Here is a 15,032-nt window from a genome sequence, read left to right on the forward strand (position 1 = left end):
TACTAGCATGGTCGAAGTCGGCTTCTTTCACGGCAAGTCCACAGAATGCAACCGCGGCGATTTCACTTGTGGTCCCGGCGAATCCGGTCACCCGAGTCAGCCGCCGGCCACGCCGCGCCAGGCACAGCCGACCTCGCGATGTCTGCCGCCGTGCTGAACGACGCGGCACTGCGCTGGGCGGTCGCGATGATCTTCGGCGTCAGCATCGCGGCGGACGCCTACGTCTTCGGCGCCCGGGATCTGCGCTCGACCGTCGCAGTCGACCACCTGCTGCACCTGTCGATGTCGGCGGCCATGATCGCCATGGCCTGGCGGATCGGACCAGCCTCCCACGGCCTAGTGCCGATTGTCTTCTTTCTCCTGGCGGCCGGCTGGTTCGTACTCGTGGCGGGCCGGCGACGCTGCACCCTCGGCGACCGAATGGCCAACTGCTACAACGCCACCATGATGATCGCCATGGCGTGGATGTACATGCTGATGAACGGCGGCCCGGCGGCCCACGGCGATCATTCGCCCGACCCCATGCTGGCGGGCTCGGCGCCGACGCACATCGCCGGCGGGTCGATGCCCGCAGCCCAGATGCCGCAGACCGGATCGTGGATCGCCACGGCGAACTGGATCGTGACCCTGGGGTTCGCGGTCGCGGCCATGCTCTGGCTATGGCGTTACGTCGGCGCGCGGCGAGCCGGCCGGTCGGCTGGTGCCGGCCGGCTTGCCGAGTTGGGGCTACTGTCGCAGGCCTTCGCCGCCGTCGGCACGGCGCTGATGTTCGGCGTCATGGGGTAATACCCGCCGGCTCGCCCGGGACAGCCCACCCCGGCGCGGGTCAGGTCGTCGTCCCGGGACCGATGTTGCGGGCCGGGCGGGTGCGCAGGTCGTGCACATAATCGGCCGGAGCGCCGGCGATTTCGGCGGCGTCGGCCATCACCCCCAGATACCGTGCCGACGGCAGCCCACCCTCCCAGGCGTCCAGCACGTACAGCCACGCCAGGACCGGGTCGGTGGTGGTGTCCGACGACAACCGCTCCACGCGGCACCGGATCTTCTTGTGGACGCCGAACTCGGAGCCCTCCCAGCGATCCAGGTTGTTCTCGTCGGCCGGCGTCATGTCGTAGAGCACGACGAACACCCTGGAATCCGGGTCCTCGACGACGGTGGCCAATGCCCCGTCCCAGCCGAGGTCCTCACCGCCGAAGGTCAGCCGCCAGCCGTTGAGCCAGCCGGTTCCGGCCATCGGTGAGTGGGGTGCTCGCTTGAGCATCTGCTCGGGATCCATGTTCGACCCATAGGCGGCGTAGAGCGGCACGGGAGAAAGCTTAAACGTCGGCCGTATCGATGGCGGCTACCCGAGGGTCTGCGGCGAGTGTGATGCAGCCCTCACTCGGTGCTGGGGCGTGCCGCGCCGCCGCTGCCGTTGAGCCGCGCTGCGGCCTGCTCGTGCAGCACCGGGCGACCGGGCTAGGTTAAGCCTGTGGTGACCCGCATCGTGATCATCGGCGGCGGCCCGGCCGGCTACGAGGCCGCCATCGTCGCAGCCACCGCACACCCCGAATCGGTCCAAGTCACGGTCATCGATTCCGACGGGATCGGCGGGGCCGCCGTGCTGGACGACTGTGTGCCGTCCAAGACATTCATCGCCTCCACCGGCCTGCGCACCGAGCTGCGCCGGGCGCAGCGCCTGGGCTTCGACATCGACATCGACGACGCGAAGATCTCGTTGCCGCAGATCCATGCCCGGGTCAAGGCACTGGCTGCCGAGCAGTCGGCCGACATCACCGCCCAGCTGCTCGGCATGGGAGTCCACGTGATCGCCGGCCGGGCCGAGCTGATCGACCCCACCCCGGGCCTGGCCCGCCACCGGGTCAGGGCGACCCATTCCCATTCGGGGCCGGACGGCCCCGTCAGCAGTGAGCACGACGCCGACGTTGTGCTGATCGCCACCGGGGCCAGCCCGCGGGAACTGCCGTCGGCGCGGCCCGACGGTGAACGCATCCTGACCTGGCGCCAGCTCTACGACCTGGAGGCGCTGCCGCAGCACCTGATCGTGGTGGGTTCGGGAGTCACCGGCGCCGAGTTCGTCCACGCCTACACCGAATTCGGTGTACAGGTCACCGTGGTGGCCAGCCGCGACCGGGTGCTGCCGTACGAGGACGCCGACGCGGCGCTGGTCCTGGAGGAGTCGTTCGCCGAACGCGGTGTCCGGCTGGTCAAGAACGCCCGGGCCGAATCGGTGACCCGTACCGACACCGGCGTGTTGGTCACCATGACCGACGGCCGCACCGTCGAGGGCAGCCACGCCCTGATGACCATCGGGTCGGTGCCCAACACCGGCGGCCTGGGCCTGGAGCGGGTCGGAATCGAGCTCGGGCCCGGCAACTACCTGACCGTGGACCGGGTGTCGCGGACGTCGGTGCCCGGCATCTATGCCGCCGGCGACTGCACCGGCCTGCTCCCGTTGGCGTCGGTCGCGGCCATGCAGGGTCGGATCGCGATGTATCACGCGCTGGGCGAGGGCGTCAGCCCGATCCGGTTGCGCACGGTCGCGGCGACGGTGTTCACCAGGCCCGAGATCGCCGCTGTCGGGGTGCCGCAGTCGGCGATCGACGACGGGTCGGTGACCGCGCGGACCATCATGCTGCCGCTGCGGACCAACGCCCGGGCGAAGATGTCGGGTTTGCGTCAAGGGTTTGTGAAGATCTTCTGCCGGCGCTCCACCGGCGTGGTGATCGGCGGCGTGGTGGTGGCGCCGATCGCCTCGGAGCTGATCCTGCCGATCGCGGTGGCCGTGCAGAACCGGATCACGGTCAACGAGCTGGCGCAGACGCTGGCCGTGTACCCGTCGTTGTCGGGCTCGATCACCGAGGCCGCCCGCCGCCTGATGGCGCACGACGATCTCGACTGAAGGCCAGCCCCGCGACGCCCCAGGAACTAGCCTTGTGGAGCGACGCTACCGACCAGTAATCGACAGGAGTCCCTTTCCGTGAGCAACCCAATCAGCGCACCGCAGAGCGAGCAGCCCGCCGGGACGCTGGGACCGCAGCAGCGCGCGTCGGCCTGGGAGCGGCTCGGTGCCGAGCAATTCGACGTGGTGGTCATCGGCGGCGGCGTGGTGGGCTCCGGTTGCGCGCTGGATGCAGCCACCCGCGGTCTCAAGGTGGCCTTGGTCGAGGCCCGTGACTTGGCCTCCGGCACGTCGAGCCGCTCGTCGAAGATGTTCCACGGCGGCCTGCGGTACCTCGAGCAACTGGAATTCGGCCTGGTGCGCGAGGCGCTCTTCGAGCGTGAGCTGTCACTGACGCGATTGGCGCCGCACCTGGTCAAGCCGTTGCCGTTCCTGTTTCCGCTGACCAAGCGGTGGTGGGAACGCCCCTACATTGCCGCGGGCATCTTCCTCTACGACCGGCTGGGCGGCGCAAAATCGGTTCCGGCGCAAAAACATCTGACCCGGGCCGGCGCGCTGCGATTGAGTCCGGGGTTGAAGCGAACCTCCCTGATCGGCGGTATCCGCTACTACGACACCGTCGTCGACGACGCCCGCCACACCATGACGGTCGCACGCACCGCGGCCCAGTACGGCGCAGTGGTGCGCTGCTCCACTCAGGTGGTGGCGCTGCTGCGCGAGGGTGACCGGGTGATCGGCGTGCGGGTTCGCGACTCCGAGGACGGCTCGATCAAGGAGGTCCGCGGCCACGTCGTGGTCAACGCCACCGGGGTCTGGACCGACGAGATCCAGGCGTTGTCCAAGCAGCGCGGACGTTTTCAGGTGCGCGCGTCCAAGGGTGTGCACGTGGTGGTGCCGCGGGACCGGATTGTCAGCGACGTGGCGATGATCCTGCGCACCGAGAAGTCGGTCATGTTCATCATCCCGTGGGGCAGTCACTGGATCATCGGGACCACCGATACCGACTGGAACCTCGACCTGGCCCATCCGGCGGCCACCAAGGTCGACATCGACTACATCCTGGGCACCGTCAACACCGTGCTAGCAACCCCGTTGACGCACGCCGACATCGACGGCGTGTACGCCGGGCTGCGTCCGCTGCTTGCCGGGGAAAGCGAGGAAACCTCGAAGCTGTCCCGCGAGCACGCCGTGGCTGTGCCGGCGGCGGGACTGGTGGCTATCGCCGGCGGCAAATACACCACCTACCGGGTGATGGCGGCCGACGCGATCGACACCGCCGTGCAGTTCATTCCGGCCCGGGTCGCGCCGTCGATCACCCAGAAGGTGAGCCTGCTCGGAGCCGACGGCTACTTCGCGCTGGTCAACCAGGTCGAACACGTCGGCGCGATGCACGGTCTGCACCCGTACCGGGTGCGTCATCTGCTGGACCGCTACGGTTCGCTGATCAACGAGGTGCTGGCGTTGGCGGCCGACGATCCCGGTCTGCTCAGCCCGATCAAGGAGGCGCCCGGCTACCTGCGGGTCGAAGCCCTCTACGCCGTCACCGCCGAGGCGGCCCTGCATCTCGAGGACGTGCTGGCCCGGCGGATGCGGATCTCCATCGAATATCCGCACCGGGGTGTGGACTGCGCCCGGGAGGTGGCCGACATCATCGCGCCGGTGCTGGGCTGGTCCGCCGCGGACATCGAGCGGGAGGTCGCCAACTACAAGGCGCGAGTGGAAGCCGAGGTGCTCTCGCAGGCGCAGCCCGACGACGTGTCGGCGGACATGCTGCGGGCCAGCGCGCCCGAAGCACGGGCCGAGATCCTCGAGCCGGTGCCGCTCAATTGAGCGCGAAGCGGGCATCCCTGGCCGCCGTAATCGGTGGCGGCCTGGCCGGCGTCGTGGGCTGGGACCTGGTGCAGCGCCGGCACACGATCCTGCGCAACTACCCGATCATCGGCCACCTACGGTTCCTTCTCGAGGCGGTTGGGCCCGAGCTGCGCCAGTACATTGTCACCGACAACAACGCCGAGCGGCCCTTCAGCCGCGACCAGCGGCGTTGGGTTTACACGTCGTCGAAATTGACCAACCGGTACTTCGGATTCGGCAGCGACAACGATCTGGAACGCGCCTACAACTACCCGATCATCAAGCACGCGGCGTTCCCGGTTGCGGCTCCGGACGGCGACCCGGGCCACCCCGACCCGGCGGTGCCGCTGCCGGCGGCCAAGGTGCTTGGCGGTGCGCGGGGCCGGACCAAAGCATTCCGCCCGTCGTCGTTGGTCAACGTCTCCGGGATGAGCTTCGGGTCGCTGGGCGGCGCGGCCATCACCGCGCTGAACGAGGGCGTGGCCATAGCCGGGGCACTGCAGACCACCGGGGAGGGCGGGATATCGCCGTACCACCTCAACGGCGGCGACCTGATCTGGCAGATCGGCACCGGGTACTTCGGCTGCCGCAACCAGGACGGCACCTTCAGCCTGCCCCGGCTGATCGACCGGGTAGCCGCCACCCCGTCGATCCGCGCCATCGAGATCAAGCTCAGTCAGGGTGCCAAGCCGGGGCTGGGCGGCATGCTCCCCGGCGCCAAGGTGACGCCGGAAATCGCGGCCATCCGTGGCGTTCCGGCCGGTGTGGACTGCCGCAGTCCCGCCGGGCATTCCGCATTCGACGACGTCGACGGGCTGCTCGAGCTGGTCGAGGGCATCGCTGCGCAGACCGGTCTTCCGGTGGGCATCAAGTCGGCGGTCGGCGACGGGGCGTTCTGGCCGCAACTGGCTGCGCGCATGGCCCGCACCGGTCGCGGTGTCGACTTCGTGACCGTCGACGGCGGCGAGGGCGGCACCGGCGCGGCTCCGCTGGTGTTCAGCGACCACGTGGCGTTGCCTTTCAAGTGGGCATTTCCCCGGGTCTACCGAGCCTTTGCCGAAGCGGGCCTGCACCACGAGGTGGTGTTCATCGGCTCGGGCAAGCTCGGCATCCCAGAGAATGCCCTGTTGGCCCTGGCCATGGGTTGCGACATGATCAACGTCGGGCGGACCGCGATGTTCGCCATCGGCTGCATCCAGGCCCAGCGCTGCCACACCGGCCGCTGCCCGTCCGGAGTCGCCACCCAGTCGGCATGGCTGCAGCATGGCCTCGATCCGGCGTTGAAGTCGGTGCGCTGCGCCAACTATCTGGCCACGCTGCGCTTCGAGCTGCTGTGCCTGGCCCGCGCCTGCGGCCATGTCCACCCGGCGCTGGTACCCCTGGACGCCATCGAGCTGCTCGACGTCGACCTGCAGACCGTGCAGGTCGACGAGTTGTTCGACTATAAGCCCGACTGGGGCCTGCCCGGGCCGGCCGACGTCGAAGCGATCACGGAGCTCATGGCCGGCTGACGGCGGCTGCTGTCGGCGATCTCGGCGCCGTGCCCCGAAGGGACAGACTCAGCCCACCGGCGGGGTGCTTGCTATGCGGGATTCGATCATGCGGTTACGAACGATGTGTTCGACGAGAATCGGGACGAAGGTCTGTACGGGTGCGTCGGCGAACTGTTGAGCGGCCTCCTCACACCAGCGCCTGATCTGCGCGACTCGCTGGTCGTCGTCGCGGCCCTCGTGCCGGGCCAACTTGTCTGCCACGTCGGCCACGGACCGCGCCACCAGGGAACGGCTGGCCGACGCCATGTCGCGGTCGGCGTATGCCCGCGCGTCGTCAAGGGCTTTTTGGCCGCAGTCTTCGTCGACGTCGGGCGGGATGACGTGCAGTGTGATGTGGTGGCCGTCTTCACCGATCAGGATCACACTGGTCGGCTCATCACTGGTGAATCCCAGCAGTTCGACAGTGCGGCCGCCGATTTCAGCCAGGGACGGCGTCGGGTCCCAGCCGTTGCGGCGGTAGCCGACTATCGCGATCGGCCCCAGCCGTTCCGATACCGACGCTGCCAAGCTGGGTAGCTCGTCGACCAAGCTGTTCGACCGCGGCCACCAGGCCCCGTCGATATGCTCCGAGACCGGACGAAAGGGCTTGAGCTGTAACCGAGTTTCACGCTCCACTCGACCAAAGTAGAGGGATCGTGAGCCACCTGCGACTCGAAAACCCAACGTCCAGGTGGCGGCCGCACAAACATCTGGTTACCTGCGTGCGAGAGAGTCGGCGTCGTCGACTGATGCCGCAGTGTCGGCGGTGCTGCCGATGACCCGCCGGGCGTGCTCGGACGCGCGAACGAGCAGGTGGGGAGCCAGCGCCGAGACCAGGGCCGCCACCGCCGCCGCGGCCACCGCCTGACCCCAGCCCAGCGGGCCGACCGGGGTGCAGCCGAACACGTGGCTGAGCCCGGGCGTGCTCACCACCACCGCCAGCACGCCGAAGGACCCGACGGCCGTCAGCACCACCAGCGCGCTGTGCGAGTCGGCCAGTGTCTGGGCCAGTTGGGTGCCGACCAACCCGATCAGCGCCACCGTCGCCGCGCGGCGCCGGGTGCCGGTCGCGCTGGCCAGCAGCCACGCCAGCATGGCGCCGATTGTCGTGGACGCACCACGAATGCCAATCGCGCGCCACATCGCCGCCTCGCCGCGGTCGACTTCGGCGGTGCCCGCCTGGGTGCTGACGGCCAGGGCGGCGGCCGGCAACGCGTCGGTCAGCATATTGACCAGCAGCATCTGGCGGGCGTTGAGCACCGAACGCCCGGTCAGGAGGGTGGTGATCAGCGCAAAGCACACCTCGCCGAGGTTGCCGCCCAGCAGCACCGACACCGCCGAATGCACGCGGCGCCACAGCTGCTCGCCTTCATCCAGGGCGTCCAACAGTGCTTCGATCTTCCCGTCGAGCAGCACCACGTCGGCCGCCGTTCGGGCCGCGTCGCTGCCGCGCGCGGCCACTCCGACGCCCACGCTGGCCGCCCGGATCGCGGCCGCGTCGTTGACACCGTCGCCGACCATCGCCGTGACCAGCCCGGCCCGCTCCAGGGCTTGGACCACCTCGATCTTGTGCTCCGGGGTCATGCGCGCGAAGACCGGTTGCGACGCGACCGCCTCGGCGCGCTGGTCGGCCGACAGCGCTTCCCAGTCGCTGCCGGTAACCACCTGCTCGACGGTGACGTCAATGCCCAGCTCCTGGGCGATCACGGCCGCGGTCGTGGGATGGTCACCGGTGATCAGCCGGACCCCGATGTCGCGGTCGGCGAGTGCTGTCAGCACGGATCGGGCCATCGGCCGCGGGGTGTCGGCCAACCCCAGCAGGCCGATCGGGGCTAGCTCGGACAGGCACAGGTTTTCCAGCAGATCGGGATCGGCCGCTGCGGCCGCGGCCTGCTCGCGGCTGAGGCGGCGTTCGGCCACCGCCAGCACGCGCAACCCCTTGGCCGCCAACTCGTCGATCTGCTTGCGCAACGGGGCAATCCGGGTTCTGGGCCCGGCGAGCGCCGACGAGAGGACCTCGGGTGAGCCTTTGAGGGTCAGCCGGGTACCGACCAGAGCGGCCGCGAACGGGCGACCCGATTGGAAGGGCAAGAAGGCGTCCCGGTTCGGCCGCGGTTGTGGCCGCGAACCCCGAAGCGCGGGGTCGGCGGCGGCCTGGTTTATCGCATCGTCGGTGGCATGCTCAACGCGGTGGGCGTGCCTCGAATAGGTGGTGCTCAGCGCCGCGTCCAGCACCTGCGCGGGGGTGAAACCCGTCATCGGGCGCACGACCTTGACCTTGAGCCGGTTCTCACTCAGCGTGCCGGTCTTGTCGAAGCACACCACGTTCAGCCGGGCCAGCGCCTCGATGCAGTGGGCATTACGGATCAGCACCGACTCTCCGGTGAGCCGGCGCGCGGCGGCCAGCTGAGCCAGCGTCACCACGAGTGTCAGCCCCTCCGGAATGGCGGCGACGATCAGCGTGACAGCGCTTCCCACCGCCGCGCGCAGCGGTGTGCCCCGCGCCACACTGAGCAACCCGACCAGAGCGCCGCCGGCCACGCTGAACGGCAACGCCCGCCGGGTGATCCGCCGCAGCTGTCGTTGCAGGCCGATCTCCTGCGACTTCCTCGGCGCCATCGCCAGTGCCCGGCGGACCTCCGAGCGCGAACCGACCTCGGTCACCACGGCCACGGCCGTGCCGGCAACCACCGTGGTGCCGGCATAGAGCATGCAGGTCCGTTCGGCCAGCGGGGCGCCGGGCGTGGGTTCGGTCTGCTTGGCCACCGGCAGCGACTCGCCGGTCAGCATGGATTCGTCGACCTCGACGTCGGACGCGTGCAGCAGCCGGGCGTCGGCGGGGATCACCTCGTCGGCATGGACTTCGATGATGTCGCCCGGGCGCAGCCGCTTGGCGGGCACCTTTTCGTGGCGCTGCTCATCGAGCGGACCGGTAAGCCGGCGCGCGGACGGATCCTGCACGGCCAGTAAGCGATTCAGGATGCGTTGGGCGTGCAACTGCTGTTCGGCCGACAACCCGGCGTTGACCAGCAGCACGCCAGCCACCAGCACCGCATCCAGCGGCGAGCCCAGCAGCGCGCTGGCCAGCGCGCCGGTGGCCAGCAGCGGCGTGATCGGGTCGGACAGGTCGGAGCGCATCTCGTCCGCGAAATCGCGCACGAGTCCCCATGACTTCGCACCCGCGGCTTGCAGCAGACGAACCGGCGGCAGGTTGTGCCAACGACTGGACGCCGGCGCCCGGTGTTCGTCGGGAGGCCGGGGCAGCAGCTGCCGCACTTGTGCTACAGGCAGGCTGTGCCAGTCGTGGACGGTTTCGGGTTCCGGCAGTGGGTCGCGGAAAACCTTTGCGGCCGAGCGGAATCCGAACCACAGGCTGGCGGCCATGCCGACGTTGACCGAGACCGAACTGCGCCCCGGCACACCGGGAATCAACATCAGGGCGCCGATCGCCGACGCCGAGGCCGACAACCGGACCGCGTTGTCGGTGGCGGCGCGCGCGGCGGGCATCGCATGCAGCACCCGCCAGGCGCCGGCCAGCTCCGAAACGACAACGTCGGCACCCCACGGCGGAGGATGCCGGTGCCGCTGCAACCCGATCGTGACATCGGCCCGATGCGCGGCCCGCAGCTGCGAGGTGGTCAGCAACGCCACGGTGGCGCCGCTGGCCTTCAGTTCCGCGACAGCCGCCGCCACCGCGTCGTCGATCGACCCGTCCAGGGGATACAGTTGGTCGAATCCTTGTGCCAGCGAACGCAATCCGTCGTCATCGAGGGAGAAGACCCGCGGGTGTGACCGGCGCGCCTCGGTGAGCACCGCCGCGGCGAATGGATCGCGCACCGGGCTGATCAGCGCCTGGCCGGCGCCGCCGCCGGCCCCGGGGATATCCGCCAGGTCGTGCCATCCGGGGGTCAGCCCGGCCTCGTCCAGCGCGGCCCGCACCGCTTCCCAGGCCCGGGTGCGTTGCGAATCCGGCACGCCCAGAACGCGACTGACCATCAAATCGTCGGTGTAGAACGCCCGCGGGTCGATCATGATCGCATCGACCCGGTCGAGTGTCCTCAAGGCACCGGGACGCAGCACCAGCGCGTCGTGCCGGGCGGCCAGCCCGCTGCTCATCGTGCAGCCGAATGCCTCCCGCACGGTGCGCAACGGCTTCGGGACGGCGGTCAGCGCCGCGGCGCCGGCCATGTCGAGGTTGCGCGACAGCACGCCCACCACCGCGGCGGCGCCGATACCGGCCGCACCGGCGCGGTTGGCGTAGCGTTCCGCCGGCCCGTCGGGTGGGGTCGGGATGCTCCTGGGTGCCGACGCGGCGTCGTCGGGCACCGACCGGCCGCCCAGGCCGGGTTCATGGCGACGCCAGGTGAGCCGACCGGTCCAGGCCTCGGCCACCAGCATTGCGCGGGTCGCGGCCTCGGCTGCCGCCGCCGTCGGCGACAGCGTCAGCGCGGCCGCGGTGGCGTTGACGACACCGAACAAGACGTCGGTGCCTTCGGGTCCGAGGCGCCGTTCCAGCTCTTTCCGCAGTTGCGGCAGGTGGTCAGCCAGCGTCGGCGGCACGGCCACCAAATCGGGCAGCCTGGGCAGCCGCAGCAGGCTGCCGGTCAGCGAAAGGCCGAGGCCCGCGGTGGCCGCAGCGGCCGCGACCATCCGTCCCATCAGCAGCGCGTCGTCGCCGGGCAGGCTCACCGGACGCTGGCGCGTGTCGCTGGTCCCGTGGCGCCGCTCGGCGTCGGCGACGATCCGGCAGAGTTCGGCCGCCGAGGGCCCGTCGGCGGTTACGGTGACAACCAACCGCGCCAGGGTTGGGTTCAGGAAAGCCTCATGCACGCCGGGCCTTTTGCGGACGGCCGCCAGTACGTCGACGGCGATCGCCGAGGCGTGCTCACCGCCGAGGCCGCGCACCTCGATCCAGCACCGCGATCCGGTGGTGCAGCTGCGCCGTGCCGGCGGGCCGCCCGTCGCCTCGATCGCAACCCCCGCCGCCGTGCGGCTAAAGTTTGAAATATCTTGCGCTGCAAGGGATAACGACCTGCCCACGGTCGCTGCCGTGTTGCCGCCCAGCAGGACGGTGTTTAGCGCGGCGCCCGCAACGGCGGCGCCGGCGGTGACGGTCATGCGGGTGCCCGCCACGGCAGCCCGCAGCGGCGCTGCCACCAGGCCGAAACCGGGCAGACGACCGGGGCCGATCAATCTGTTCACACCCACCTCGCACCGATTCTCGAATACGCCGGCCGGAAACGAAAGACCGGTTCGGGGCCACGTTTGGCTCACCACATCGGCGCGTGCATTATGTCGAGTCAAGTTACGCCTGAACGTCAGACTAACGGGCACTGACACGCGGACGGGGGCAGCGGGTTCGCACCACCCGCTTCCATGCGAAGTGGGCGAGCGCCGCGCTGCGTCGACCGGCGCGGCAGTCACGTTGGGAGACAGCGCAAGACAGCCGCTGTGCCCGCCGGTGTTGGCTTCGACTCGAGCGACGAGATGTCGACGCACTGGGGCACGGTGTACCCGGACAGTGCAGGTGGCCTGACAAGATGACCTGGTGCAGTTCGAGTCGAGTAGCCAGGGTTGCGTATGGCGTTGCGGTGAGCCACAGGACGACTTCGAGTTCGACCGGATCTCCGACTACCTCGTCGAGGACGACACCTTGGTGTGGGTCGACTTGTGCGACCCGGACCACGACACATTGCGCGAGCTAGCGGCCGAACTCGGCCTGAACCCCTGGGCTGTCGAAGACGCCGTGGCAGTGGCCGAACGTGTCAAGGCCACCGCGTACGACACCCACACGTTCTTCACCGTCTATGCCGTCGACGTCAGCTTCGTTGCCAACGCCGGCGCCGGCACCGATCGCCAGCCGATGCTGGCGATGCACCGGATTTCGGCGTTCGTGCTCGCCCGGGGGTTGATCACGGTGCGCCTGACACGCGACTTCGACATGGCACGGGTCACCCGACAGTGGCGGGACATCGGAGGCCAGCGACACGGTGTCGGCGCATTGGTGCACGGTTTGCTCGATGTCGTGGTCGACAGTCATTTCGCGGCGGTGGAGGCCCTCGACGACTGCATTGAAGCCATCGAGGACGAGCTGTTCGACGGCAACTCACGCCAGGCGGACTTTCAGCGCCGAACATTCCAGTTGCGCAGAGACCTGGTGAACCTGCGGCGAGTTGCGCTGCCGATGCGCGAGGTCGTCAACTCCATCCAGCATCACCGGTTGCAGGCCCCGCAGGCCGAAGCTGCCCGAGAACTCGACCCGCTCTACGCCGACCTGTACGACCACGTACTTCGGGTGTCGGAATGGACCGAGTCGTTGCGTGACATGGTCACAACCATTTTCGAAACGAATCTGTCCCTGCAGGATGCCCGGTTGAACACCGTGATGAAGAAGCTGACCGGATGGGCGGCCATCATCGCGGTCCCGACCGCGATCACTGGCTATTATGGCCAGAACATCCCCTATCCCGGCTTCGGCTCCCTGTCGGGTTTCTTCGTCAGCACCAGCGTGATCATCGTCTTGATGATCGTGCTTTATGTGACGTTTAGGCGTCGCGACTGGCTTTGACGGCTCCCGACGTGAAGTCGCCCGAGGAGCGGATTGAATGTCGTTGTCACCAGAGGTTGCCTTATGAGGTGGACTTCCACTCCTTGACCTTGCCCTACCTTGGTAAGTGAGGGGATGCGTGCTGTGAATACAGCGTTCACACCTGCGATTATTGACTTCGAGATCTACCTGCTTATGACGATGAAGCTAAGGATCTCAATGTCGCGCAAACAAGCTCAGCTAGAAGCCAAACTGGCTGAACACAGGCTCTCCATAGACGATGCGGAATGTATACATAAGCGGGTAGCCGAGGTTCTTGGCGATGAAGCCTCTTACCTCGGAAATATGAAGAATTTGCTATGGGTTGTGAACCAGGATGCCCCATCTTTGAAATTTAGCAGCGTATTGTGGCCCGGATTTGACTTCAACGCCGTTACCGATGAAGACGGGTTGATTGAGTCGGCACGGTATTGGCATATAAGGCGCAATTCGCACAGATTCAATTCTCCGACCGAAGTACCCATTTGGGGCATGGACGTTACCGAGTTCACGGAGCATTTTGGCCCCATGCGGGATGGCCGTCAGTGGCCGTTGTTTGACAAGTTTCTCCCCGCATACGAGGAGTACGAATTTCCATGGGTGGGGGAAAGTTATGGTGCCGGATTCAGTTGGGGGCTCTTCATGTTTTCGGCGAAGTCGTGGCCTGAAGATTGAGAGGGTTCAGCTAGAATCCCGCACCGTTGGGAACCCTCTTCGAGCTTTCAGCTAAGCAGGAACACTGGCCCGCCTGTTACGAGGAAGGGGCTGCGGGAACAACGGCCATCCCCGCGGAGGCCGCTTTCGGTGACCGGCTGCTCGCCGGCCAACGCGCACACGATTTCCATCATCGCCAGCCGGCTAACGGCGTTCCCATAGTGTGTGCAAGACATACGGGAGAGCCGGCTGTCGCTGGATCAGGTCGGCGTCATCGCCGCACGCGGCGGCGCGAGATTTGATGCACGCGCAGCTGGCCCGGGTCGCCACGGTCACTCAGCTGCGCACCGCGCTCAAGCTGGGAGACTTTCTTTACCGCTATCGAGGTTCTTCGCCTGTGTCGCGGACTGGCGGCAGCTCATAGCTCTGGAGCTCTGCAACGAGCTTGGCGACGACTTCCTGTACATAGACCTCGTCGTCTTGAGTCAGCCGGAAACGTCCTTCATCTAGCATCGATGCATAAATGATTTCGAGCTGGCCCCACAGCCGGAGCAACGAGCTGGTCCAGGATGGATCCGCGACTTCTTCGAGAGATCGGATTACCGACTCCAAGTCGCGATCTAGCCGTTCAAGTGCGGAAAAATTGCCATCGTAATGGTTGATTGAATCAAGCGCCAGTTGCCGGAGATAAGCGATCCGGTCGCGAGAATCCTCATGGTTTGTCAAGGTCGTAGATCCCCGAAGATCACGGTAATGATGGTACCGTCGGCAGCTTGGATGACGCTGATATGGTTGTCGGGATCATAGAAAACTGTCCTGCCTCCTCTGCTTGGCGCACGCAGACCGTTTGAAGCGCATTTTCCACGACGCTCACCGGAATGCCTCTACCCTGCATTTGGTCAAGAGCGTGTCCGCTGAAAGATCTCCCGTCGATCGTCGTAGGAGCATTCGTTCCGGGGCGGACATCCATTGGGCCGCCGCGCTGACCAGTGGGCGTCGATGGATCTGGTGACGGTGCGTGCGGTTGTTCTGGTGCTGGTTGTGTCCAGTATGGGATGTCGGCGCGGGCGGCGTCTTTGGCGGGCGTGTATTGCACGTTCGCGGCATCTAATTGGCGCTCGAGTTGCGCCTTTAATGAGTTGTAATACCAGGCTTCTTGGTTATAGGCGTTTACCGCGTTCCAATCGGCAGGGTTGGGCGGATTCAAGTTGTGGTGGTCGATATCGTATGTCAACTTGTTGTAGGCGTCGCGTGTCGCTTGCAGCGAGGCCGGTGGCGGTGGGCTGGCCCAGGGCGGAATGGGGGGCTGCCCAAGCGGTGGTTTGCCCGGCGGCGGAGACGGTGGCGGCGGTGGTTGCGGAGCAAGTGGTATCGGCGTCGGCGGCGCCTGGGGTGCTGGGCCAGCCCCGGTACCCAGCATCTGGGCGCCCGGGCCCCCGGAGCCGTGAGGGCCGTTGCTACCGGTGGCCGGCCCCGGTGGGCCGCCCGGCGGCGCATCCGGCTGGGG

Annotated in this window: 11 protein-coding genes and 1 pseudogene; 7 read left to right on the forward strand and 5 right to left on the reverse strand. The window is 67.6% G+C overall.

Annotated elements, in window-relative coordinates; translation table 11 throughout:
* Positions 1 to 138 precede the first annotated feature (138 nt).
* Positions 139 to 786, forward strand: coding sequence for a DUF5134 domain-containing protein (locus BST40_RS20415; protein WP_158006354.1), 648 nt, complete (start codon positions 139 to 141; stop codon positions 784 to 786).
* A gap of 40 nt (positions 787 to 826) precedes the next feature.
* Here the strand turns inward: BST40_RS20415 and BST40_RS20420 are convergent, their stop codons facing one another.
* Positions 827 to 1,306 (reverse strand): gamma-glutamylcyclotransferase family protein, encoded by a 480-nt coding sequence (locus BST40_RS20420; protein WP_083155292.1) that lies wholly within the window; start codon positions 1,304 to 1,306, stop codon positions 827 to 829.
* 165 nt (positions 1,307 to 1,471) lie between these two features.
* On the opposite strand from BST40_RS20420, the gene BST40_RS20425 reads away from it, so the two are divergent.
* The 3 genes from BST40_RS20425 (at position 1,472) to BST40_RS20435 (ending at position 6,264) form a co-directional block, all read left to right on the forward strand.
* Positions 1,472 to 2,902, forward strand: a complete 1,431-nt coding sequence (locus BST40_RS20425; protein ID WP_075547725.1) for an NAD(P)H-quinone dehydrogenase — start codon at positions 1,472 to 1,474, stop codon at positions 2,900 to 2,902.
* Positions 2,903 to 2,980: 78 nt separating this feature from the next.
* The gene (locus BST40_RS20430) at positions 2,981 to 4,732 is read left to right on the forward strand and encodes a glycerol-3-phosphate dehydrogenase/oxidase (protein WP_075547726.1); all 1,752 of its coding nucleotides are present in this window, start codon (positions 2,981 to 2,983) and stop codon (positions 4,730 to 4,732) included.
* Positions 4,729 to 6,264: an FMN-binding glutamate synthase family protein gene (locus tag BST40_RS20435; RefSeq protein ID WP_075547727.1), complete on the forward strand. Its 1,536-nt coding sequence runs from the start codon at positions 4,729 to 4,731 to the stop codon at positions 6,262 to 6,264. Before BST40_RS20430 ends, BST40_RS20435 begins: the two co-directional genes overlap by 4 nt.
* 48 nt (positions 6,265 to 6,312) lie before the next feature.
* Here BST40_RS20435 and BST40_RS20440 read toward each other — a convergent pair whose 3' ends face one another.
* Together BST40_RS20440 and BST40_RS20445 are read right to left on the reverse strand one after the other, a co-directional pair.
* The gene (locus BST40_RS20440) at positions 6,313 to 6,921 is read right to left on the reverse strand and encodes a DUF5994 family protein (RefSeq protein ID WP_075547728.1); all 609 of its coding nucleotides are present in this window, start codon (positions 6,919 to 6,921) and stop codon (positions 6,313 to 6,315) included.
* 78 nt (positions 6,922 to 6,999) lie between these two features.
* Positions 7,000 to 11,403 carry a cation-translocating P-type ATPase gene (locus BST40_RS20445; protein ID WP_083155300.1) on the reverse strand — a complete coding sequence of 1,468 codons (4,404 nt, stop codon included), beginning with the start codon at positions 11,401 to 11,403 and terminating at the stop codon, positions 7,000 to 7,002.
* Between the two features lie 430 nt (positions 11,404 to 11,833).
* Between BST40_RS20445 and BST40_RS20450 the strand changes: the two genes are divergently transcribed.
* The 3 genes and pseudogenes from BST40_RS20450 to BST40_RS32915 all read left to right on the forward strand — a co-directional run.
* Positions 11,834 to 12,853, forward strand: a complete 1,020-nt coding sequence (locus tag BST40_RS20450) for a magnesium transporter CorA family protein (protein ID WP_075547729.1) — start codon at positions 11,834 to 11,836, stop codon at positions 12,851 to 12,853.
* A gap of 114 nt (positions 12,854 to 12,967) precedes the next feature.
* A complete protein-coding gene (locus tag BST40_RS20455; RefSeq protein ID WP_082275466.1) occupies positions 12,968 to 13,546 on the forward strand; it encodes a hypothetical protein in 579 nt (192 codons plus the stop codon).
* Between the two features lie 86 nt (positions 13,547 to 13,632).
* Positions 13,633 to 13,886: pseudogene (locus BST40_RS32915) on the forward strand (hypothetical protein); the annotation flags it as partial.
* Positions 13,887 to 13,903: 17 nt separating this feature from the next.
* Here BST40_RS32915 and BST40_RS30210 read toward each other — a convergent pair.
* Positions 13,904 to 14,251 (reverse strand): hypothetical protein, encoded by a 348-nt coding sequence (locus BST40_RS30210; protein ID WP_083155294.1) that lies wholly within the window; start codon positions 14,249 to 14,251, stop codon positions 13,904 to 13,906.
* Between the two features lie 19 nt (positions 14,252 to 14,270).
* The gene (locus tag BST40_RS29570) at positions 14,271 to 14,759 is read right to left on the reverse strand and encodes a DUF4258 domain-containing protein (protein WP_142276767.1); all 489 of its coding nucleotides are present in this window, start codon (positions 14,757 to 14,759) and stop codon (positions 14,271 to 14,273) included.
* Positions 14,760 to 15,032 lie beyond the last annotated feature (273 nt).

Source organism: Mycobacterium persicum (assembly GCF_002086675.1).
Taxonomy (GTDB): Bacteria; Actinomycetota; Actinomycetes; order Mycobacteriales; family Mycobacteriaceae; genus Mycobacterium; species Mycobacterium persicum.

Excerpts from the sequence above, each read along its gene's own strand:
- BST40_RS20415 (WP_158006354.1), top strand. The coding sequence starts at position 139 with ATGTCTGCCGCCGTGCTGAACGACGCGGCACTGCGCTGGGCGGTCGCG.
- BST40_RS20445 (WP_083155300.1), bottom strand. The coding sequence starts at position 11,403 with ATGACCGTCACCGCCGGCGCCGCCGTTGCGGGCGCCGCGCTAAACACC.
- BST40_RS20455 (WP_082275466.1), top strand. The coding sequence starts at position 12,968 with ATGCGTGCTGTGAATACAGCGTTCACACCTGCGATTATTGACTTCGAG.